Raw genomic sequence first — 20,895 nt, 5'->3', positions numbered from 1 at the left:
AAAATCGCTACTGTTTACCGGGCCGCAGGCCATGAAAAATCGTGCGTTATTATTACCAGGTGAAGATCTCACATGGTTGAGCAGTATTATTTGCCAATAACGGAAAATAACATATCCAGCCGAACTGGATTGCGCTCGCGAACGTCCATCTCCGCCGGGCGGTGAAGGGCGGCCACGCTCTGCAAAATACCGTTAGCGGAGGCGCTAAACGCGTCAGGGGCGGGCACCGGTACCGGTTTATTTTTAGGCCAGGAAAGGGTGTTAGCCGGGATGTCCACAGGTGCGCTGGCCTGGTTAGCCTCCTTGTGGCTCGCCGGCGTTGCCGCAAGCGTAGCGCCCTGCATGTCGTCATTAACCCCGGATGTGGCTGCTGTTGTGGTTACTGCTTGCATTGTTGCACCATCTTCATCACTCATTTCCTGGAAAGAAACACCGGACATCTTCAGTTTTTCAGCCAAAGAACCTAAATCATCATACATAGTATTTGCCTGACTCCGATGTGTTGAATATGCGCTAATATAAGCACGTGGTTGTTGTTTTCTCTTTTATTCGCTAACAGGGTTTCGCGTTAAAACGGGCGGTGTGTCGTTAATATTAGTTTCCGTATCCCGCTTTAAATGAGAATTTCCTTATATACTGTCGGTGGCGGTCAGTTAAGGTCAAGTGACGTTATCGATAAATAGCCAGTCACTTATTAAATGCATCTATGAATGCAACGTTTATTTATTGCCGTGCATTGCGTCGGGGCCGCTAAATACGCGGGATGGCGAGGGAAAAGAGGAAAATATTATCGCTGTGCGTTATGTCAGTATTTTTATTAATGAGCACGTATAATTAAAATCTCCATAATTACTCCACAATTCTTCGTTTTTTGATCGTTTTTAATTAATCGGCATCTGCTGAGGTTTCTTTAACGATAAATAACTGTTTATTTATTGAGGTTCTCTATAAATGATGTAGCTGCATAATATTACGGCTGGGTGATATTGAACCTGTTATTACTTTCAATTAGGATGTTGCCGAACTCTTCTTTAAGAAAAAAGATTATGCATTCTGAAAATGATATTTTCGGCTCTGAGAATATGCTTGCCGCACTCGAAAATGTTCACGATGCTGTCGTACTGCTGGACAGTACGGAAACCGTGTTTTTCTTTAATCGCGCGGCAGAGAAATTATGGGGTTACCCACGTATTTCAGTGCTGGGCTGCAAAGCCTCGACCATTCCGTTATTTGGCGCGCTGGATATGCTGCCCGGCGAAATGGAAAGTGAACGCGCGCTGACGGTGATTTCGTCTACCGGGGAAGAAACCTCGCTGGCGGCGACCATCAGTTATGAAGGTGCAAGAGGCGACCGTGCGCCTTGCCGCGTCGTGGTACATATCGATCAGGAGCGCGTGACTAAGCTTTCCACGTTTGATCGTTTAACCGGGCTGCCCAATCGCAGCGCGCTGCATCACTATATTGATCAGATGATCGCAGGCGACATTCATCAGCGCGCCGCGTTTTTCTTTCTCGATCTCGACCATTTTAAAGATGTGAATGATGCGCTTGGTTACGCCGCCGGGGACAACGTGCTGGTGGCGATAGCGCAGCGTCTGCTGAGTGAATTTTCACGTCAGGGCTTTGTCAGCCACGCCGATAGCGACGCCTTTGTGCTGGTGATCCCGGACTGTGATTACACGCGTGCCACCAGCATTGCGCAGAAGATCCAGGCGCTGTTCCGTATGCCATTCAATGTCGCCGATCTGGCGCTGAATGTGACGGTCAGTACCGGCATCAGCGTCTACCCGGATCACGGTGTCTCGCGCGATGGCCTGCTTAAACATGCCAACCACGCCTCGCATCTGGCGAAAGCGGCGGCCTCCGGCGGTTATCTGTTTTTCAGCCCGGAGATGAACCAGGTCGATCAGGAACGTTTAAAACTGGCGGCGGCGTTAAAGCTCGCTATCGCCAGTAACCTGCTGCATTTGCACTATCAACCGCAAATATGGCTGAAGAATGGCGAGCTTTATGGGGTTGAAGCTCTGGCGCGCTGGACAGATCCGGTTCTTGGCGATATTCCCCCCGGAAAATTTATCGCCCTGGCCGAGGAGACCGGCGAGATTGAGGCCATTGGCCGCTGGACGCTCCATGAAGCTTGCCGCCAGATGGCGGAGTGGCGCAGCAACGGCATTCACGTGCCGGTGGTGTCGGTAAATCTTTCACCGATTAACTTCTATAACAGTAGTCTGCCGCACTATATCAATTATCTGTTGCGCCAGTACCGGATCCCGGCCAGCAGCCTGACCATTGAGATCACCGAAGGGGTGATGATGGATAAGCGCCCGGAAACGATGGAAGTGATTTGCGCGGTGCGCGAGCTGGGCGTTGGCCTGTCGATGGATGATTTTGGTACCGGCTTCTCCTGCCTGTCGCGCCTGGCACATCTGCCAATGACTGAGCTGAAAATCGATCAAAGTTTTATGCGCGATCTCAGCGAAGGCAGCAAAATGAAAGCCATTGCCACCACGGTGGTGAAAATCGGCCAAAGCCTGCACCAGACGGTGGTAGCCGAAGGGGTGGAGACCGAACAGCAGCGTAATCAGCTACGGGATTTGCAGTGCGATATCGCCCAGGGATATCTCTATTCACGGGCGTTAAATGCCTCGGCGTTGGCCGGGTGGTTACAAAGCCGACATGCAGCGCAATAATAAAAGAAGTGAGTTTGCAAGGTAGCAGCAGTGGCCCAGGCCCGCAAGGAGTGGCGAGCCGGAATATATCCCCCGTTATCGGGGGATTATTTTATTGTTTTAATACCCATCTCGTCGATTCAGCTAAAAAACTTCAATACCAGCAGAAATAAGCAAAAGAATAACATTCCCCACGACATCTGGCGGTGCGCCTGACGCGCCGGGTTGGTGCTGGTGGTTTTATTTTTGCTGCTATCGCTATTCATTGTTTTTATAACCCTGCGCTGATAACAAACCCATGCCAGGCCTTGCGGCGCGGCGTATGTGATGAGAGATGTGTTGTGACTGTGCCGCCGAAATTAATGCGGCAACGTTATTTTTATTTTATAGATAATATTAATTAATTCGTCTTTATATATAGTTATTGTCTTGAGTGAAAAATATCAATGGCAATAATCGGTGAGGAGAAAATATATTAACCGGAAAATTTAAAAAATCCAGGAGTAATTTACCTTAAGGTGAATTAATTGATTTAAATAGATACGCTCTATAATTTCTTATTGTCATTAAGGTGACGATAAATAAATCGCAGGTTCTGGCCTCATTGTCGCGAGATAAAAAAATAAGCCGCATGAAAAAGTCTGACGAAATCGTGTACAGTGTGGCTATCATTACTTCTGGTGATTGAAAACAGGGTAATCAGGCGCAAAACCGACATCTCCGAAGCAGAGATGTTGCAGAAAAAAACGCCCAAAGTAAGTATAAATCTTATTCACTTTCATTGGGTTAAGGCGCAGCTTAGCAAAACAGATAGATATATTTTTGTGGTGAATATTTCTTGCCTTCACCACGCTGACCAGGCAAGTTGTTGCGCGCATAGCGGGCCATGCGGAACAGAAACCATGAATAATGACAAAAAACGGCTGGATCACCGGGAAGAAGATGTAAAACATCTCTTCGAATTGCTGCACAACAATTCTGACTGGGTGTGGGAAGTCGACGCTCAAGGACGCTATACGTGGTCTTCCGACGTCGTAACGGAATTGCTCGGCGTACCGCCTGACCAGGTGGTTGGCAAAACCCCTTTTGATTTTATGCCGCCGGGCGAAGCGGAACGCGTGGCGGGCGCGTTTGGTGCCATTGTGGCGCAGAAGCGTGCGTTTTCTGGCCTGGTCAACCGCAATCAACGCGCCGATGGCAGCATCGTGGTGCTGGAAACCAGCGGCATCCCGCTGTTTGATGAGCAGGGTGAGTTGCGCGGTTATCGCGGTATTGATCGCAACATCTCCAACCTGGGCGAACGGGTGCTGCAACTGGAGACCATTTACGAAACCACGCCGGTAGCGCTGTGCATGATTGACCGCCACGGGCGTCTGGTGATGTCCAACAAGGCGATGGCGAAATTACTGGGTGAGGCGCTGGAAACAGAGGATCACTTTCAGCGTTTGATGCCTGATTACTGGCCTTTTTTCCTGACGGATTTCGCGCTGGCGGATAAGGGCGAGGCGCTGCCGTCACGCGAGTTGGGCTGGCGCGATCGCTGTTACGATATTCAGGCGGTACCGGTACATGACGCCATGGAGATGGTGGTGGGGTTGTCGGTCACGTGGGTCGATATCACTGAACGTCGCCAGGCGGAGCACAAGCTCGCCAGCGCGAATAAAATATTACAACAGTACGCGCAACACGATCACCTGACCGGGTTGTTTAACCGCCGCTATATGGATGAGTGCCTGCTGAGCGAGATCTCTCGCGCCTTGCAGGATGATTTCCCGCTGTCGGTCTGTCTGGCGGATATTGATTATTTTAAAAACTACAACGATACCCAGGGGCATCAGGCCGGGGACGATTGTCTGCGCCTGGTGGCCCGTACGCTCACCGCGTCCCCCCTGCGCAGCGGCGATAACGTCAGCCGTTACGGTGGCGAAGAGTTTCTGATTATTCTGCCGGGGACGAACCTGATGCAGGCGATGAATGTTGCCGAAGATGTGCGTGGCAATATCAACGCACTTAGTGTGCCGCACGCGGCCAGCCCGACCGGTTTTTTGACCATCAGCATCGGCGTGGCGACATTGCAGGCCGGGCAAGTGCACTTTGAAGGTAAACCACTGCATATGATTGCCAGTGGTCTTATTCACCGGGCCGATACGGCGCTGTATGCCGCGAAAAAACAGGGCCGCAACCAGGTGGTGTCGGCGTGGGACAGCCCGTTAACGTCGCAGGGAGCCTGATGGCTCCCCGGTTCAGGTGATTACGCCAGCGCGTTTTTCCAGTCAGCAATCAGATCCTGTTCATCTTCAATACCCACCGACAGGCGGATCAACTGCGGTGTGATGCCGTTTGCCAGACGCTGTTCAAGCGGAATTGACGCGTGAGTCATGCTAAACGGCTGGCTGACCAGGCTCTCCACACCGCCAAGGCTTTCCGCCAGCGTAAACAGTTTTAGCTTATTGATAATCTCTGTCGCCCGCGCGTCATCGCCTTTGATGACTACCGAAATCATGCCGCCCGGCAGCGCCATCTGCTTGCGCGCCAGCTGATAATGCGGGTGCGATTCCAGCCACGGGAACCACACTTTCTCCACCTGCGGTTGCTGTTCCAGCCAGCGGGCGAGGGCCAGCGCGTTGCTGCTGTGGCGCTCCACGCGCAGGGAAAGCGTGCGAATGCCGCGCAAGGTGAGGAAACTACTGAACGGATCGAGCACCCCGCCGACGGCATTTTGCAGATAACCGAGTTTTTCGGCCAGCGCCGGGTTATCGCCGACCACGGCCAAACCGGCAACTACATCCGAGTGCCCGTTCAGGTATTTGGTGGCCGAATGCACCACGATATCAAACCCTAACTCCAGCGGGCGGTGGATAACCGGCGACGCGAAGGTGTTATCCGCCACGCTGAGAATATTGTGACGTTTGGCGATGGCGGCAATCGCCGCCAGATCCGCCAGCTTCAGCAACGGGTTGGTTGGCGTTTCCACCCAGATCATCCGTGTGTCGGGGCGAATGGCGGCTTCGAGGCCAGCGAGATCGTCCGGTTTTACCCAGCTCACCTGTAATCCGGCGCTGCGGCGACGCACATTTTCAATCAGGCGGTAGGTGCCGCCGTAAACGTCATCAATCGCCACCAGATGGCTGTCTTTATCCAGCAGCTCCAGTACCGTGGAGATGCTGGCGAGCCCGGAAGCAAATGCGTAACCGCGCGTGCCGCCTTCCAGTTCGGCAATCGCCGTTTCCAGCGCGTGGCGTGTCGGGTTGCCGCTGCGCGAATATTCGTAGCCGGTGTGTTGGCCCGGCGCAGGCTGTGCGAAAGTGGAGGTGGCGTAAATCGGCGGCATCACCGCGCCGTGTTGGTCGTTGAATGCGCCGCTGTGGACGCTCTGCGTTGCCAGTGTTTTCATTTTATTTCCCTTATTGTTCAAGACGGTTGCGCCAGGTGGTCAGCACATCGCTGCGGGTTATCAGGCCAACAAAGTGGCCGTTGTCGGCGATCACCGCTACCAGGCCGCGATCGAAAATGGCGTACAGCGCGCTTTCCGGCGCGTGTTTATCGAGGATTTCCACGTTGCGGGTCATCGCCGCTTTTACCGGCAACGCGAAACGCGCACTGTCGCCGCGCACGTGGCTTATCAGATCCCATTCGTCAACAATCCCCACTACCTGGCCGTTTTCCAGCACCGGCAGTTGCGAAATATCGTACAGACGCATGCGCGCCAGCACGGCGGCGAGGCTATCCTCTGGCGCAGCGGTGACGGTGGCCCCTTCGTCGTGGCGCAGGGCGATAAAATCCGTGAGATCGCCACTGGAAGGGCGGCTCAGCAAACCTTGCTGGCGCATCCAGTCGTCGTTGAACATTTTCGACAGATATTTGTTGCCGCTATCGCAGGCGAAGGTCACCACGCGTTTTGGCGTGGTTTGCGCCTGGCAGTAACGCAGGGCGGCGCTGAGCAGCGTTCCGGTGGACGATCCCGCCAGGATGCCTTCCTGTTGCAGCAGTTCTCTGGCGGTGGCGAAGGCTTCGCGATCGGTCACGCGGAAGGCTTTGCGCACGCCGTCGATGTGCGCCAGCGGCGGAATAAAATCCTCACCAATGCCTTCAACCAGCCAGGAACCTGGCGTGCTGTAACGACCATGTTCCACCTGATCGGCGAGGATCGAACCGGCCGGATCGGCCAGCACAAATTCGGTGTGCGGCGAGTGTTCAGCAAACCAGGCTTGCAGCCCGCCAAGCGTGCCGCCGGAGCCCACGCCTACGACGATGGCGTCGATTTTGCCGTCCAGTTGTTTAAAGAGTTCCGGCGCGGTCGTCGATGCATGCGCCAGCGGGTTGGCGTCGTTATTGAACTGGTCGATATAAAACGCGCCCGGCGTCTCTTGCGCCAGGCGGCGCGCGTAATCCTGATAGTAAGCCGGATGGCCTTTGTTCACGTCTGAACGGGTGAGTACCACTTTTGCGCCCAGTGCGCGCAGGTGGAAAATCTTCTCGCGGCTCATTTTGTCCGGCACCACCAGCACCAGTGAATAACCCTTTTGCGCAGCGATTAGCGCCAATCCCAGCCCGGTGTTACCGGCAGTGGCTTCAATAATTGTCCCGCCAGGGGCGAGTAAACCGAGGCGTTCGGCTTCGTTAATCATCGACAGCGCGACCCGGTCTTTAATTGAACCACCAGGGTTCTGGTTTTCCAGTTTGAGAAATAATTCGCATGGCCCGCTCGCCAGTTTATGTAACTGCAACAGCGGTGTTTGACCGATCAATTCGGTTACTGAATGGAACACTGACATTGTAGATTCACCCGTAAACATTCGTGATGTGCGGATGATAGGTCTGTCATTTTGCCTGTTTAAAGAACCTTTATTCGGCGTTTAGAACGAATGGAAATATAAAACGCTGTTTAGCCGTCAGGATGGCGAGCCATGCAGTCGTCTGGATGGATTGATTGCCAGAAAAGCGGGTTTTTGCGCTGATTTCACGCACTTTTCCCCTCAGGTTGGTCGCAGTTATGCAATTTCCGGCAATGTAATGCGAAATAAAGTCTTATCGTCAAAACCCCTGTTCCGCCGCTGTTAGCGTGTTTAGTTATAAGTAATGTCTATTTGGTTATTTGAATTATAACTGCGGCTGATTATTATCGTCTGGACATCCATACCGCTAAACTGCCATACGGAAACACCAACGCATGATCGTCCTCAGGAATATCTCCAAGATTTTCGACCAGGGAAAGGCATCGATTACCGCCGTCGACAGCGTCAATCTGACGGTTGAGCAGGGGCAGATTTACGGCATTATCGGCTACAGCGGCGCCGGGAAAAGTACGCTGATTCGCTTGCTGAATGGGCTGGAAAAACCCACTTCCGGCAGTGTCGTCATTAATAGCCAGGACATCGCCGCCGCGCGCGGGGAAACGTTGCGCCAGGCGCGGCTGAAGATCAGCATGGTTTTTCAGCACTTCAATTTATTGTGGTCGCGCACGGTGAGCGAAAACATTGCGTTTTCGATGCAAATTGCCGGTGCGCCAAAAGCGCAGATTAACGCCCGCGTGGCGGAACTGATTGAGCTGGTCGGGCTGAAAGGGCGCGAAAAGGCTTACCCGTCGCAGCTTAGCGGCGGGCAGAAACAGCGTGTTGGCATTGCCCGCGCGCTGGCGAATAACCCGGATGTGCTGCTGTGCGATGAAGCCACCTCGGCGCTGGATCCGCAAACCACCGATCAGATCCTCGATTTGCTGCTCGATATTAACCGCCGTTTCAAACTGACCATTGTGTTGATCACCCATGAAATGCATGTGGTGCGCAAGATTTGCGACCGCGTGGCGGTGATGGAGAACGGCAAAGTGGTGGAAGAGGGCGATGTGCTGAGCGTCTTTACCCATCCGCAGCAGCCGATCACCAAACAGTTTGTGCGCCAGGTGAGCCAGTATAAAGAAGAAGAGGCGTTCAACCCGGAGCTGAACAGCGAGCTGGACGGCACGGTGATCAAGCTGACCTTTACCGGCCACAGCACGCACCAGCCGATCGTCGGCGAACTGACGTTGCGCTATGGCCTGCCGTTTAACATTTTGCACGGCAAGATGTCGCAAACCGCGCACGGCGTATTTGGACAATTATGGGTGAACGTGAAGGCGACCCCGGAACAACTGAACAATATCCTTGCAGACCTGAGCAAAACGGATATTGAAAGCGAGGTCGTGACACATGGCTGACTCCCTCTTTCCGCACCTGAAATGGGCGCAACTCTGGGCGGCGACGCAAGAGACACTGTATATGACAGCGCTGTCGGGCGCGGCGACTTTTGTACTGGGGATTGTGCTCGGTCTGGCGCTGTTTCTCACCGCGCGCGGCGGCCTGTTCCAGAACCGTACGTTGTACAGCGTGATTTCGATTGTGGTGAACGTCTTCCGTTCTATTCCGTTCATCATTTTGATTGTGCTGCTGATCCCGTTTACCAAAACCCTCGTTGGCACCATTCTTGGCGCGAACGCCGCGCTGCCTGCGCTTATCGTCGGTGCCGCGCCGTTTTATGCGCGGCTGGTCGAGATTGCGCTGCGCGAAGTGGATAAAGGGGTGATTGAGGCGACGCGTTCGATGGGCGCGCGGTTGAGCACACTGGTATTTCGGGTGTTACTGCCCGAGTCATCACCAGCGCTGGTGTCCGGCATTACCGTGACGCTGATTGCGCTGGTGAGCTACAGCGCCATGGCCGGGGTTATCGGCGCTGGCGGGTTGGGCAATCTTGCTTATCTGGAAGGATTCCAGCGGAACCATAACGACGTCACGCTGGTGGCGACGGTGACCATTCTTATCATCGTCTTCATCATCCAGTTCTGCGGCGACGTGATTACTTCTCTGTTAGATAAACGATAATTATTGGAAACCAACATCATGAAAAAAACACTGACACTGATTGCCGCAGCCACCCTCAGCGTGCTGAGCTTCTCCTCCTGGGCCGATACGCTGACCGTTGGCGCGTCAAACGTGCCGCACGCCGAAATCCTTGAGCAGGCGAAACCGATTCTGGCGAAACAGGGAATTGATCTGGAAATTAAACCATTCCAGGACTACATCCTGCCGAACACGGCGCTGGCCAGCCGTGAACTGGATGCGAACTACTTCCAGCACATTCCGTACCTGAATAGCGTTATCAAAGATCACGCGGGCGACAAAACCTATGATTTCGTCAGCGCAGGCGCCATTCATATTGAGCCGATTGGTATTTACTCCAAAAAATACAAATCGCTGAAAGATCTGCCGCAGGGCGGCAAAATCATCATGCGTGACGCGGTATCCGAAGAGGGGCGCATTCTCTCTATTTTCGAAAAAGAGGGCGTCATCAAACTGAAACCGGGCATCGACAAAGTGACGGCGCGTATCGATGACATCATTGATAACCCGAAAAAACTGCAGTTCCTGCCGAACGTAGAAGCGGCACTGCTGCCGCAGATGTACAACAATAATGAAGGCGATGCCGTGGTGATCAACGCCAACTATGCGATTGATGCCGGTCTGGATCCGGTTCACGATCCGATCGCGGTGGAAAGCGGTGAAAACAACCCGTATGCCAATATCATCACCGTACACCGTGGCGACGAGAAGAAAAAAGATATCGTGGCGCTGGTGAACGTGCTGCACTCCAAAGAGATTCAGGACTGGATCCGCACCAAATATAAAGGCGCGGTGATCCCGGTTAATAACTGATTCTCCCCTTCTGCGCGGCCTTGCTGGCCGCGCAATTCTCTGCTGCGTTCCCGCCTGTGACTTTCGCTGTGACTAATCTCACCAATTTTAAACAATCAAGTTAATACTTGTTAACAATGCACTACTATTGCCGGGTTGAACAACTGCGGGGGTAGAGATGAAAGATGTCGTGATAGTCGGCGCGGTTCGCACGCCTATCGGCTGTTTTCAGGGCGCGTTGTCACGCCTCTCTGCCGTTGAGTTGGGCAGCCAGGTGGTGCGCGCATTGATTGAACGTAGCGGCGTGCAGCCACAAGATATCGACGAAGTGATTTTAGGCCAGGTGCTGACAGCAGGCGCCGGGCAAAACCCTGCGCGGCAGTCGGCGATCAAAGGCGGCCTGCCGAATACGGTTTCGGCAATCACCATTAATGACGTCTGCGGCTCCGGGCTGAAAGCCCTGCACCTGGCCTCTCAGGCGATCCAGTGTGGCGAAGCCGATGTGGTGATCGCCGGTGGGCAGGAGAATATGAGCCGTGCGCCGCATGTGCTGACCGACAGCCGCACCGGTGCGCAGCTCGGCAACAGCCAGCTTATTGATAGCCTGGTGCATGACGGGTTGTGGGATGCCTTCAATGATTACCATATGGGCGTAACGGCGGAAAACCTGGCGCGTGAATATGGCATCAGCCGCGAGCGTCAGGATGAATGGGCGTTAAGCTCGCAGCACAAAGCGCGCGTCGCTATCGATTCCGGGCGTTTTCGCGATGAAATTGTGCCGGTAAGCGCGGTGGATGCAACCGGTCAGACGCAGGTGATTGATACCGATGAACAACCGCGCACCGACCCGAGCGCGGAAGCGCTGGCGAAACTCGCCCCCGCTTTTGAACAAAGCGGCTCCGTCACCGCCGGTAACGCCTCGCCGATCAATGACGGTGCGGCGGCGGTACTGGTAATGAGCGAAGCAAAAGCGCAGGCGCTGAATTTACCGGTGCTGGCGCGCATCCGCGCGTTTGCCAGCGTCGGCGTCGACCCGGCGTTAATGGGCATTGCGCCGGTTTATGCCATGCGCCGCTGCCTTGAGCGCGCGGGCTGGCAACTTGATGATGTCGATCTGATTGAAGCGAACGAAGCCTATGCGGCGCAGGCGTTGTCGGTCGGTAAAATCCTTGAATGGGATGAGAAGCGCGTGAATGTCAACGGCGGGGCGATAGCGTTGGGCCATCCGATTGGCGCTTCCGGCTGCCGTATTCTGGTTTCGCTGGTGCATGAAATGCAAAAACGTCAGGCTCGTAAAGGGCTGGCAACCTTATGCATCGGTGGCGGCCAGGGTGTAGCGTTAGCAATCGAATGCGATTAATCTCACTTTAAGTTAAATAAAGCCTTCCACCCGGAAGGCTTTATTGTTTGTGACTAACATCGCAGCCGCCGTTTCAATTAAATTAAAACTTCAATGCCTCGCTCTAATAATTATTCCGCGCTATTAAAAAACACTTCTGCAACAACCTGATTTACTATTATTTCCTCCGTTACAATTTGAAATGCAAGCGATAAGCCTGCTTATTATTTGCTGATTGATTTTGTAGATTACTGTTTTAGTTTGTGTTTTTTATTTGTATTTAACTTTGTAAGCTAACAGTTAATAGAAAATTGGTGTGATCTTTATCATATTAATTCGCCGGTAAAGGGAAAATATATTGATATTCATCACGCCGTTATACATAGTTCCGTTCCATACAAATATTTACGATCGCGATCACTAAAATAAAGTTATCAAAAAAATAAAATAGAATTCCATAAAAATGGAACATAATTTTAATTATTGAGGTAATCTCATGTTTAAGAAAACTCTGGCTCTTGCTTCACTCCTTGGCGCTTCCTTTGCTTCACAAGCCGTCACCGTGGATTTACGTCACGAATACATTGACAGCGGTTCCAACGCCGATCGCGTAGCGGTTTCTCACCGCTTCGACAATGGCGTAGGTTTCGGTGTTGAAGCGAAATGGAAATCTGGCGGCGATGATGCCGACAAACCGTTAACGGAAATCGTGGGTAACGGTCACGAAGAGTCCATTAACTGGCGCTGGGCTGCGACCAAGAATTTTGCGTTAACACCAGGCTTTAATATCGAAAGTAAAGATACCAACTCCATCTATAAACCGTATCTTCACGTGCAATACAGCTTTGATAACGGCGTTTATATTGCAGGCCGTTATCGTTATGAATACACACGTAACCCGGATTCAAGCACCGTTGATAATAAGGTCAACAAATTTGATACCTGGGTAGGCTGGGCGATGGGTGACTACCGCATTGAGCTGAACTATGTTTACGCGAAGAGCACCGAAGATGTTATTCGTGAAAACAACAAAACCTATTCCAACGAATATAACGCCAAAGTGGCGTACAAACTGGATAAAAACTGGTCTCCGTATGTGGAAGTGGGCAACGTAGGTGTGAAAAGCACTGACGAACGCCAGACCCGTTTCCGCCTCGGTGTAGCTTACTCTTTCTGATTGTCTGAACTACCTGTATTACCCTCACAAAAACCCCGGAGCCATTGGCCGGGGTTTTTTATCTTTATGCCCGTCATATTCACCGCAATCACTTACTTCAGTTAGCTCCCGGGAACTCGCTGCGTTGCCGCCTTCCTGTGACTCGCATTATTCAGGGCAGACCTGAGTAAATGCAAAAAGCACTGTTCAAAAGTCCAAAGACGTAAGTAATGAATCTGCAGCTAATAGTAAGAGAGCCAACAAACCCATGTGACTGGGGCGAGTAAGGCAGCCAGCACACCAGTGGCTGAAAGTATTACGGACATGGGCGGCACAAAAAAAAGCCCCCCAGGAGGAGGGCAAGGCCAGTTACAGAAACACTAACTCAAAGTTTATGCTTGCAACATTACGCGTTGCTCAGGAAGTTTCGCGATATAAAGCGCCGGTTTGCCGTCTTTATCGGAACTAAACAGAATCGCACTGTCGTCTGGTGTGAACGACGGATGCGGATGCGTTACCTGGCGGCTGTTGGCAACCGTTGCCCAGGAGGTATCGTGGCGCGCCACGCGGAAATAGGCTTTTTTCGCCACGTCGAAAACATACAAATACGGATCGTTATCAATGGTGTAACCGCTGGTATCTTTCACATCCACCGGCGTGCCGGAACCATCGCCGACCAGTAAGGTGCCGTCAAAGTTGCTCATCAGGTGAGAGCACGCTGGCATTGGCATTACCGCGTCGTTCACGCCGGTATCCGGGTTAAAGCTGTAAATCATGCGTCCCTGTTTACCTTTCAGGTAAGAGACGTACACCAGCGCGGAGCCGTTCGGCACCCAGAATTCGTGAGTGCAGCTTTCACCTTCGGCGTGATCTTTGACTTTGCGCACATGGCTGCCGTCTTCATTGACCAGCCACATCCGCGCATCCACCAGGTCGTGCGGGCCTTCGTGGCAAAACGCCACGGTGTTATCGTCGAACGGGCGGTAAATCGGGTGACCCAGCCAGTTCTTCTCTTCATGGATCACGCTGCTCTCGCCGCTTTGCAGATCCACGCGCAACAAACGGCAGTGCGGGCCTTTATGGAAGAAGTCGTGGAACAGTTTCCAGTCATTGAGCGGCGTCCAGTCGCTGGCGGCGATCTCAATCCCAACCAGTTTGCTGCAATCGCTGTTTGCCACCCAGGTGCCGTAGCCGACCCACTCGTCTGGTACGCGATAAATTTCGCGCTCGGCGAGCGTTTGCAAATTCACTTCCCGCAGGGTGCGATCGTTCTTCACATAATATAAAGCGCTGTCATCCGGCGAGAGGAAACCGCCAAAGGTGTTATCACCCGCGCCTTCCGTTAACTGCACGGCTTCGGCTTTCGCGATATCCAGCAGGTAATAATTCCAGTGGCCATCAAATTCACCGGCAAATAACAGGTGGCTGCCATCGTTGAAAAAACACTTCTGATAGAAGTAGTTCCGGTGACAGGTCACTTCCGGTGGTGTTAAGCGGGTGATTTCCGCGCCGGTATCCGGATCGCGGCTGATTGCGTAATTGAGTTTTACCCGCATGCCTTTCGCCATATTTCACTCCTTTAGATGGTCCGGTGGGAAAGTTGCGCCCCAATGATGACCACAGATGATTACAAGTTTAAAAATAGAGTGTTAATTTATCAAAACATCGTTTCAATATGTGTGATTGCTGACGCACTTTATAAGAAAACAACGTCGGCGAGCCGGATTAACGCGAGGTGAAAAAGCGTTTGCGGCAGCGGGCTTTGATTTTACACACAAAAATTGCTGATTAGCCGTCAAAACTCAAAGACGGTCTTAACTTATTGTTTGCTATGCTTTATTTAAAACTATTCTCATAGCCTGACCGGTCATGACGCGCTGTCAACGCCAAACAATCGTGATCGCACTTACAGATTTAATAATAAGTAGCAGAAAAATTGAAACGTTGTTTTATTCAAGATTGAAAACATGTTTTAGCCGGGATAAGATGCGCCTAATGAAGAAACGGAACACTGTTTCTGCGTTTCGTTGAGTGACGTTTCGGTCAAAATTTACTTCGGAGGTTATTGTGGAAGTCAGACAAAGCATCCACAGTGCGCATGCGAAAACGCTGGATACCCAGGGCCTGCGCAATGAGTTTTTAGTCGAAAAAGTATTCGCTGATGACGAATACACCATGGTTTACAGCCATATCGACCGCATTATTGTCGGCGGTATTAAACCGGTGAAGAAAACCGTTTCTGTCGGTGGCGAAGTGGGTAAACAGCTTGGTGTGAGCTATTTCCTTGAGCGCCGCGAACTGGGCGTGATTAATATCGGCGGTCCGGGCACCATCACCGTGGACGGTCAGTGTTATGAAATTGGTCATCGCGATGCGCTATATGTTGGAAAAGGCGCCAGAGAGGTGGTTTTTGCCAGCATAGATAGCGCGAAACCGGCCAAGTTTTACTACAACTGCGCACCCGCACACACCACCTTCCCAACGAAAAAAGTGACGCCAGCCGATGTCGCACCAGTGACGCTTGGCGATCCGCTGACCAGTAACCGTCGCACCATTAACAAATATTTCGTGCCGGACGTGCTGGAAACCTGCCAGTTAAGCATGGGGCTGACCGAGCTTGCGCCGGGCAACCTGTGGAACACTATGCCGTGTCATACCCATGAGCGCCGCATGGAAGTGTACTTCTATTTCAATATGGAAGAAGACGCCTGCGTATTCCATATGATGGGGCAGCCGCAGGAAACGCGTCACATTGTGATGCATAACGAGCAGGCGGTCATTTCTCCCAGCTGGTCAATCCATTCAGGCGTTGGTACGCGTGCGTATACCTTCATCTGGGGGATGGTGGGTGAGAACCAGGTCTTTGATGACATGGATCACGTCGCTGTAAAAGATCTGCGCTAATAGCGGGCAGCATAAAACCATGCCTGTCCAACACAGGCGCTGATAGATTAAGGAATAAACATGATTCTGGATGCATTTTCTCTTCAAGGTAAGGTTGCGGTAGTCAGCGGTTGCGACACCGGTCTGGGCCAGGGTATGGCGCTGGGCCTGGCGGAAGCGGGCTGTGATATCGTCGGTATCAATATTGTTGAACCAACAGAAACCATCGAGCGTGTGACCGCGCTGGGCCGTCGTTTTCTTAGCCTGACTGCCGATCTGCGTCAGATCGATGGCATTCCGGCGCTGCTGGAGCGCGCGGTTGCTGAGTTCGGCAAAATCGACATTCTGGTAAACAACGCCGGTTTGATCCGCCGCGAAGACGCGATCAACTTCAGCGAGAAAGACTGGGACGACGTGATGAACCTGAACATCAAGAGCGTATTCTTTATGTCCCAGGCGGCGGCAAAACACTTCATCGCGCAGGGTAATGGCGGCAAGATCATCAACATCGCGTCCATGCTCTCTTTCCAGGGCGGCATCCGCGTACCGTCTTACACCGCGTCAAAAAGCGGCGTCATGGGCGTGACGCGTCTGCTGGCGAACGAGTGGGCGAAACACAATATCAACGTCAACGCTATCGCGCCGGGTTATATGGCGACCAACAACACTCAGCAACTGCGTGCCGACGAGCAGCGTAGCGCCGAGATCCTCGATCGCATCCCGGCGGGCCGCTGGGGGCTGCCGAGCGATCTGATGGGGCCAGTTGTGTTCCTGTCATCGAAAGCGTCTGACTACATCAACGGCTACACCATTGCGGTGGACGGCGGCTGGCTGGCGCGTTAATTCGCCTCGCATTGCCTGCATACGAAACCTGCCCACGGGCAGGTTTTTTTATACCTGCGTATTAATTGTCCATATCTGCTGAATAGAAAAATCCATATCTCTTTGTCTTAATTCGCAGGCTATTGATTAAATATCTTTTAAAATAAACAGGTTAAAATTAGTTTAGTGCTTAAACTATATTTTCAAAATTGTAAACTCCATCACAAAACACTATGCCACAGCGTATTTATCCATATCTTCGCGTTTTCAGCACTGACGCTTTGACTCGCCGCTGACTTACTTTCATAGGACGTCTTATTCTGTGTAGGCAGGAAAAAATGACTTCTATCAGTAATGATTCCGTAGCTTTACCGCGCGCCCTGCGTGATACCCGGCGTATGAATCTGTTTGTCTCGGTGTCGGCAGCGGTTGCCGGGCTGTTGTTTGGTCTCGATATTGGGGTGATTTCCGGCGCGCTGCCGTTTATCACCGACCATTTCACCTTATCCAGCCGTTTGCAGGAGTGGGTGGTGAGCAGCATGATGCTGGGCGCGGCGCTGGGTGCGCTGTTTAACGGCTGGCTCTCTTTCCGCCTTGGGCGCAAATACAGCTTAATGGTGGGCGCGGTGTTGTTTGTCGCCGGCTCGCTCGGTTCCGCGTTTGCCGCCAGCGTGGAAGTGCTGCTGCTTTCCCGCGTGCTGCTCGGGGTTGCGGTCGGCATTGCGTCTTACACCGCGCCGCTGTACCTCTCTGAAATGGCGAGCGAAAACGTGCGCGGCAAGATGATAAGCATGTACCAGTTAATGGTCACGCTGGGCATTGTGCTGGCGTTCCTGTCGGATACTGCGTTTAGCTACAGCGGCAACTGGCGGGCGATGCTCGGTGTGCTGGCGCTGCCAGCGGTGTTGCTGATTGTTCTGGTGGTTTTTCTGCCTAATAGCCCGCGCTGGCTGGCGCAAAAAGGGCGGCATATTGAAGCGGAAGAGGTGTTGCGTATGCTGCGCGATACCTCGGAAAAAGCGCGCGAAGAACTTAATGAAATCCGCGAAAGCCTGAAACTGAAACAGGGCGGTTTTCAGCTTTTTAAAGCTAACCGCAACGTGCGCCGCGCCGTTTTCCTCGGCATGTTATTGCAGGCGATGCAGCAGTTCACCGGCATGAATATCATCATGTATTACGCGCCGCGCATCTTCAAAATGGCCGGGTTTACCACCACCGAACAACAAATGATCGCCACGCTGGTGGTGGGGCTGACCTTTATGTTTGCCACCTTTATCGCGGTGTTTACCGTAGATAAAGCCGGGCGCAAACCAGCGCTGAAAATTGGTTTCAGCGTGATGGCAATTGGCACCTTGATCCTTGGCTACTGCCTGATGCAGTTTGATAACGGCACTGCGTCGAGCGGGTTATCCTGGCTTTCCGTTAGTATGACGATGATCTGTATTGCCGGGTATGCAATGAGCGCTGCGCCGGTAGTGTGGATCTTGTGTTCTGAGATCCAGCCGCTGAAATGCCGTGACTTCGGTATCACCTGCTCGACCACCACTAACTGGGTGTCGAACATGATTATCGGCGCGACTTTCCTGACCTTACTGGACGCGATTGGCGCGGCAGGCACTTTCTGGCTCTATACCGCGCTGAATCTGGCGTTTGTCGGCGTCACTTTCTGGCTGATCCCGGAAACCAAAAACGTCACGCTGGAACATATCGAGCGCCGTCTGATGTCGGGTGAAAAACTGCGTAATATCGGTATGTAACAACATCCCTCTCCCTGGCGGGAGAGGGCAAAATTACACCCGCGCCAGGTAGAGCGCGGGCATGCCTTCGGCATCGGAGGTGTAGAGTACCCACTGGTTATCTGGCGAGAAAGACGGGTGCGGATGCGTGACCTGGCGGTCGCCATCCAGCACTTTCCAGCTACTGTTATGCTGGCAAATCGCTTTCTGTTCGCCGCTTTTGATATCAAATACCCAGATAAACGGATCGTTAAGGTGGATGTCGCCGGTGTGATGCGGCGCGCCATCACCGACCACCAGGCTGCCGTCTTGATTACTCATCAGGTGCGAGCAGGGCGGGATCGCCATCAACTGCTGGTTTTCCAGCGTGTTCGGATCCGCGCTGTAGAGATACCGGCGCGGATCGTTTTCCTGGTGCGCTACGTAATAGAGCGCGGAGCCGTCCGGCACCCAGAATTCATGGGTAAAACTTTCGCCCGGCTTGTGCTGGCGCACTTTGCGTAAATTGCTGCCATCTTCGTTAATCAGCCACATACGCGCATCAATGACATCGCGCGGGCCTTCGTGGCAAAACGCCACGGTGTTATCGTCAAACGGGCGATAAATCGGGTGACCAAGCCAGCGTTTTTCCTGCAACAGGGTCTCACGTTTACCGCTTTGCAGATCAATGCGGATCAGGCGACATTCGGGGTTGGTGAAGTAGAAGTCGCGGAATTTCTGCCAGTCGGTGAGCGGCTGCCAGTCACTTTTCTTGATTTCGATACCAACCAGTTTTGTGCAACCAGAGTTGGCGACCCAGGTGCCGTAAGCCACCCATTCATCGTCGACTTCGTAGACGATATGCTCTTCGAGCGTCTGCAAATCCACGCGGCGCAGTTCGCGGGTGTTTTTCACATACCACAGCGCACTATCATCGGCGGATAAAAAACCGCCAAACGTGTTGTCTCCCGCGCCTTCGGTGAGCTGTGTCGCTTCGCGGTTAGCGAGATCCAGTAAGTAGTAATTCCAGTGGCCTTCAAACGCGCCGCCGAAAATCAGTTTCTCGCCGTCGCGGGTAAAGCATTTTTGATAGAAGTAGTTACGGTGACAAATAATATGCGGCGGCGTCAGCCGGATAACTTCATGTCCGGTTTTGTCGTCTTTCTGGCTACGGAAGGTGAGAGAGACTTTTTTCCCCTTTGCCATTACCTGCTCCTTAGATAAAAAAATACCCTGCCGCGAACGGGCAGGGTATGTCATTGCGGTAAAACCTTAGCGCATGGCGCGTTTCAGAATACGTTCAGCCTGACGCTGGAAGTCGGCTGCGGTTTCTTCAACGGATTTCTGACCATAGTCGATGTACTGAATTGCGGTACCGAACTGGGCAACAATCTGCGGATCGTCAAAGTAAGGCGATACCGAGAGTTTGGTCGGCAGAGACTGCGCCAGACGCAGACCCGCAACCGCCGGATCGGCCTCTTTGATCGCGCCATTGGCGGTCAGCGTTTGCACCGCGGCTTTGCTCAGCGGCACGCCGCGCTCCAGACCCAGCGTTTCCGCGCCTTCTTTGCTGTTCAGCAAGAAGTTGATCACCTGGGCCGCCTCTTTCGGATGCTTGGTGGATTTACCAATCGACAGCATTTGCGCCGGTTTGAAGAACAGGCCCGCGTCTTTCGCGCCCGGCAGCATCGGGTAGTCACCCAGCACCAGTTTGGCAGGCGGCTTCAGGTTGTCGGAGTATTTGGTGATGGTGGAGTTCCACATGTAAGTACCGGCCCATTCACCTTCGATCCACGGCTTCATTTCATACATGTTGCTCTTACCGAATGACGCGTAGTACTTAGCGTCCGGCATCACGTGGCTATCGACCAGTTTTTTATACATCTGGAAGAATTCGACCCACTGCTCGCTGGTGTAGCTGAATTTCTTCGCTTTTTCATCCACAGCAGGAATGTTGTATTTCTGCACCATGTAGGAGTTCAGCAGCGCCAGCGTATCCTGGTGCTCCAGCACGACCGGGTAGTACTGTTTGCCGAGCTTGCTTTCAAAGGTTTTGCCCGCAGCTAACAGCTCATCCCAGGTTTTCGGGAAGGCGACGCCCGCTTTTTTCCACTGCTCTTCGTTGAAGTAGAACACGCGCGCGGTGACGGAGATTGGAATGCCGTTCAGCTTGCCGTCAACGGTGGTGGATTGCAGCTCTTTGGCATCGAACTGGCTTAAATCGATAATGTCTTTCATCTGGTTCAGATCGTAAAAACCGTCGCCATTTTTGGAGAAAATCGGCAGCCAGTTCCAGTTGGTCTGCATCACGTCCGGCTCGGTGCCGCCCGCGATTTGCGTTGTCAGACGGGAGAGGTGGCCGTCCCAACCGGTGTATTCGGATTTAACGGTAATGTCCGGATGCTGTTTATGAAACTCTTCCAGCGCTTTTAAGGTGACCTGATGACGACCGTTGCCCCCCCACCAGGACATACGCAGATCAACATTATCAGCGGCGGTTGCGGGTACAGCGCACATGCCCAGAGTTGCGGAGATGATGGCGCCGGTAAGCACTTTTTTCATTTTTATACTCCAACGTTTAGTTAAATTTCATTCTTCAGGCTGCCCCTTTGATGGCTGCGTTGATGTCTGCCGACGACTTACTTGC

At 52.8% G+C, this 20,895-nt stretch carries 17 protein-coding genes; 10 read left to right on the top strand and 7 right to left on the bottom strand.

The genetic code is table 11. The features are described from left to right. Positions 1-86: 86 nt before the first annotated feature. Positions 87-479: a hypothetical protein gene (locus M8Q36_RS01460; protein ID WP_249879791.1), complete on the bottom strand. Its 393-nt coding sequence runs from the start codon at positions 477-479 to the stop codon at positions 87-89. Between the two features lie 567 nt (positions 480-1,046). On the opposite strand from M8Q36_RS01460, the gene M8Q36_RS01455 reads away from it, so the two are divergent. Then, complete coding sequence (locus M8Q36_RS01455) at positions 1,047-2,690, top strand: sensor domain-containing protein (protein ID WP_249879790.1); 1,644 nt, start codon at positions 1,047-1,049, stop codon at positions 2,688-2,690. Positions 2,691-2,809: 119 nt separating this feature from the next. Here the strand turns inward: M8Q36_RS01455 and M8Q36_RS25450 are convergent, their stop codons facing one another. Then, positions 2,810-2,935 carry a hypothetical protein gene (locus M8Q36_RS25450; protein ID WP_283945926.1) on the bottom strand — a complete coding sequence of 42 codons (126 nt, stop codon included), beginning with the start codon at positions 2,933-2,935 and terminating at the stop codon, positions 2,810-2,812. A 636-nt stretch (positions 2,936-3,571) separates the two neighbouring features. Here M8Q36_RS25450 and M8Q36_RS01450 point away from each other — a divergent pair. Continuing rightward, on the top strand, positions 3,572-4,900 hold the full coding sequence (locus tag M8Q36_RS01450) for a sensor domain-containing diguanylate cyclase (protein ID WP_249879789.1): 1,329 nt from the start codon (positions 3,572-3,574) through the stop codon (positions 4,898-4,900). A 20-nt stretch (positions 4,901-4,920) separates the two neighbouring features. On the opposite strand, the gene M8Q36_RS01445 is transcribed toward M8Q36_RS01450, so the two are convergent. Together M8Q36_RS01445 and M8Q36_RS01440 are read right to left on the bottom strand one after the other, a co-directional pair. Further along, positions 4,921-6,063, bottom strand: a complete 1,143-nt coding sequence (locus M8Q36_RS01445; protein WP_249879788.1) for a trans-sulfuration enzyme family protein — start codon at positions 6,061-6,063, stop codon at positions 4,921-4,923. A 10-nt stretch (positions 6,064-6,073) separates the two neighbouring features. Further along, complete coding sequence (locus tag M8Q36_RS01440) at positions 6,074-7,444, bottom strand: pyridoxal-phosphate dependent enzyme (RefSeq protein ID WP_249879787.1); 1,371 nt, start codon at positions 7,442-7,444, stop codon at positions 6,074-6,076. A gap of 395 nt (positions 7,445-7,839) precedes the next feature. Between M8Q36_RS01440 and M8Q36_RS01435 the strand changes: the two genes are divergently transcribed. The 5 genes from M8Q36_RS01435 to M8Q36_RS01415 all read left to right on the top strand — a co-directional run bounded on the left by M8Q36_RS01435 (position 7,840) and on the right by M8Q36_RS01415 (position 12,849). Beyond that, complete coding sequence (locus tag M8Q36_RS01435; protein WP_249879786.1) at positions 7,840-8,862, top strand: methionine ABC transporter ATP-binding protein; 1,023 nt, start codon at positions 7,840-7,842, stop codon at positions 8,860-8,862. Continuing rightward, a complete protein-coding gene (locus M8Q36_RS01430) occupies positions 8,855-9,523 on the top strand; it encodes a methionine ABC transporter permease (RefSeq protein ID WP_131408407.1) in 669 nt (222 codons plus the stop codon). The genes M8Q36_RS01435 and M8Q36_RS01430 overlap by 8 nt, the downstream gene beginning before the upstream one ends. Positions 9,524-9,541: 18 nt before the next feature. Then, positions 9,542-10,354 carry a MetQ/NlpA family ABC transporter substrate-binding protein gene (locus tag M8Q36_RS01425; RefSeq protein WP_249879785.1) on the top strand — a complete coding sequence of 271 codons (813 nt, stop codon included), beginning with the start codon at positions 9,542-9,544 and terminating at the stop codon, positions 10,352-10,354. Positions 10,355-10,511: 157 nt separating this feature from the next. After that, positions 10,512-11,693, top strand: a complete 1,182-nt coding sequence (locus M8Q36_RS01420) for an acetyl-CoA C-acetyltransferase (RefSeq protein ID WP_249879784.1) — start codon at positions 10,512-10,514, stop codon at positions 11,691-11,693. A gap of 475 nt (positions 11,694-12,168) precedes the next feature. Further along, positions 12,169-12,849 carry an oligogalacturonate-specific porin KdgM family protein gene (locus M8Q36_RS01415; protein ID WP_200552429.1) on the top strand — a complete coding sequence of 227 codons (681 nt, stop codon included), beginning with the start codon at positions 12,169-12,171 and terminating at the stop codon, positions 12,847-12,849. 371 nt (positions 12,850-13,220) lie between these two features. Here M8Q36_RS01415 and M8Q36_RS01410 read toward each other — a convergent pair whose 3' ends face one another. Then, positions 13,221-14,396, bottom strand: coding sequence for an oligogalacturonate lyase family protein (locus M8Q36_RS01410; protein WP_200552430.1), 1,176 nt, complete (start codon positions 14,394-14,396; stop codon positions 13,221-13,223). A gap of 499 nt (positions 14,397-14,895) precedes the next feature. On the opposite strand from M8Q36_RS01410, the gene kduI reads away from it, so the two are divergent. The 3 genes from kduI to araE all read left to right on the top strand — a co-directional run bounded on the left by kduI (position 14,896) and on the right by araE (position 18,290). Next, positions 14,896-15,732 (top strand): 5-dehydro-4-deoxy-D-glucuronate isomerase, encoded by an 837-nt coding sequence (kduI, locus tag M8Q36_RS01405; protein ID WP_249879783.1) that lies wholly within the window; start codon positions 14,896-14,898, stop codon positions 15,730-15,732. Positions 15,733-15,792: 60 nt separating this feature from the next. After that, complete coding sequence (kduD, locus tag M8Q36_RS01400; RefSeq protein WP_086873579.1) at positions 15,793-16,554, top strand: 2-dehydro-3-deoxy-D-gluconate 5-dehydrogenase KduD; 762 nt, start codon at positions 15,793-15,795, stop codon at positions 16,552-16,554. Positions 16,555-16,871: 317 nt separating this feature from the next. Continuing rightward, the gene (araE, locus tag M8Q36_RS01395; RefSeq protein ID WP_249879782.1) at positions 16,872-18,290 is read left to right on the top strand and encodes an arabinose-proton symporter AraE; all 1,419 of its coding nucleotides are present in this window, start codon (positions 16,872-16,874) and stop codon (positions 18,288-18,290) included. Between the two features lie 33 nt (positions 18,291-18,323). Here the strand turns inward: araE and M8Q36_RS01390 are convergent, their stop codons facing one another. Both M8Q36_RS01390 and M8Q36_RS01385 read right to left on the bottom strand, forming a co-directional pair. Next, a complete protein-coding gene (locus tag M8Q36_RS01390) occupies positions 18,324-19,454 on the bottom strand; it encodes an oligogalacturonate lyase family protein (RefSeq protein WP_249879781.1) in 1,131 nt (376 codons plus the stop codon). Positions 19,455-19,520: 66 nt separating this feature from the next. Then, positions 19,521-20,810 carry an ABC transporter substrate-binding protein gene (locus M8Q36_RS01385; protein WP_249879780.1) on the bottom strand — a complete coding sequence of 430 codons (1,290 nt, stop codon included), beginning with the start codon at positions 20,808-20,810 and terminating at the stop codon, positions 19,521-19,523. Positions 20,811-20,895: the final 85 nt, after the last annotated feature.

This window comes from Kosakonia sp. R1.Fl, assembly GCF_023516815.1.
Classification (GTDB): domain Bacteria; phylum Pseudomonadota; class Gammaproteobacteria; order Enterobacterales; family Enterobacteriaceae; genus Kosakonia.
The sequence above is the reverse complement of the archived record's forward strand: the minus strand, read 5'-3'. Positions and strand labels throughout refer to the sequence as shown.

Coding starts and splice junctions, on each gene's coding strand:
- M8Q36_RS01460 (WP_249879791.1), bottom strand. CDS start 479: ATGTATGATGATTTAGGTTCTTTGGCTGAAAAACTGAAGATGTCCGGT.
- M8Q36_RS01455 (WP_249879790.1), top strand. CDS start 1,047: ATGCATTCTGAAAATGATATTTTCGGCTCTGAGAATATGCTTGCCGCA.
- M8Q36_RS25450 (WP_283945926.1), bottom strand. CDS start 2,935: ATGAATAGCGATAGCAGCAAAAATAAAACCACCAGCACCAACCCGGCG.
- M8Q36_RS01450 (WP_249879789.1), top strand. CDS start 3,572: ATGAATAATGACAAAAAACGGCTGGATCACCGGGAAGAAGATGTAAAA.
- M8Q36_RS01445 (WP_249879788.1), bottom strand. CDS start 6,063: ATGAAAACACTGGCAACGCAGAGCGTCCACAGCGGCGCATTCAACGAC.
- M8Q36_RS01440 (WP_249879787.1), bottom strand. CDS start 7,444: ATGTCAGTGTTCCATTCAGTAACCGAATTGATCGGTCAAACACCGCTG.
- M8Q36_RS01435 (WP_249879786.1), top strand. CDS start 7,840: ATGATCGTCCTCAGGAATATCTCCAAGATTTTCGACCAGGGAAAGGCA.
- M8Q36_RS01430 (WP_131408407.1), top strand. CDS start 8,855: ATGGCTGACTCCCTCTTTCCGCACCTGAAATGGGCGCAACTCTGGGCG.
- M8Q36_RS01425 (WP_249879785.1), top strand. CDS start 9,542: ATGAAAAAAACACTGACACTGATTGCCGCAGCCACCCTCAGCGTGCTG.
- M8Q36_RS01420 (WP_249879784.1), top strand. CDS start 10,512: ATGAAAGATGTCGTGATAGTCGGCGCGGTTCGCACGCCTATCGGCTGT.
- M8Q36_RS01415 (WP_200552429.1), top strand. CDS start 12,169: ATGTTTAAGAAAACTCTGGCTCTTGCTTCACTCCTTGGCGCTTCCTTT.
- M8Q36_RS01410 (WP_200552430.1), bottom strand. CDS start 14,396: ATGGCGAAAGGCATGCGGGTAAAACTCAATTACGCAATCAGCCGCGAT.
- kduD (WP_086873579.1), top strand. CDS start 15,793: ATGATTCTGGATGCATTTTCTCTTCAAGGTAAGGTTGCGGTAGTCAGC.
- araE (WP_249879782.1), top strand. CDS start 16,872: ATGACTTCTATCAGTAATGATTCCGTAGCTTTACCGCGCGCCCTGCGT.
- M8Q36_RS01390 (WP_249879781.1), bottom strand. CDS start 19,454: ATGGCAAAGGGGAAAAAAGTCTCTCTCACCTTCCGTAGCCAGAAAGAC.
- M8Q36_RS01385 (WP_249879780.1), bottom strand. CDS start 20,810: ATGAAAAAAGTGCTTACCGGCGCCATCATCTCCGCAACTCTGGGCATG.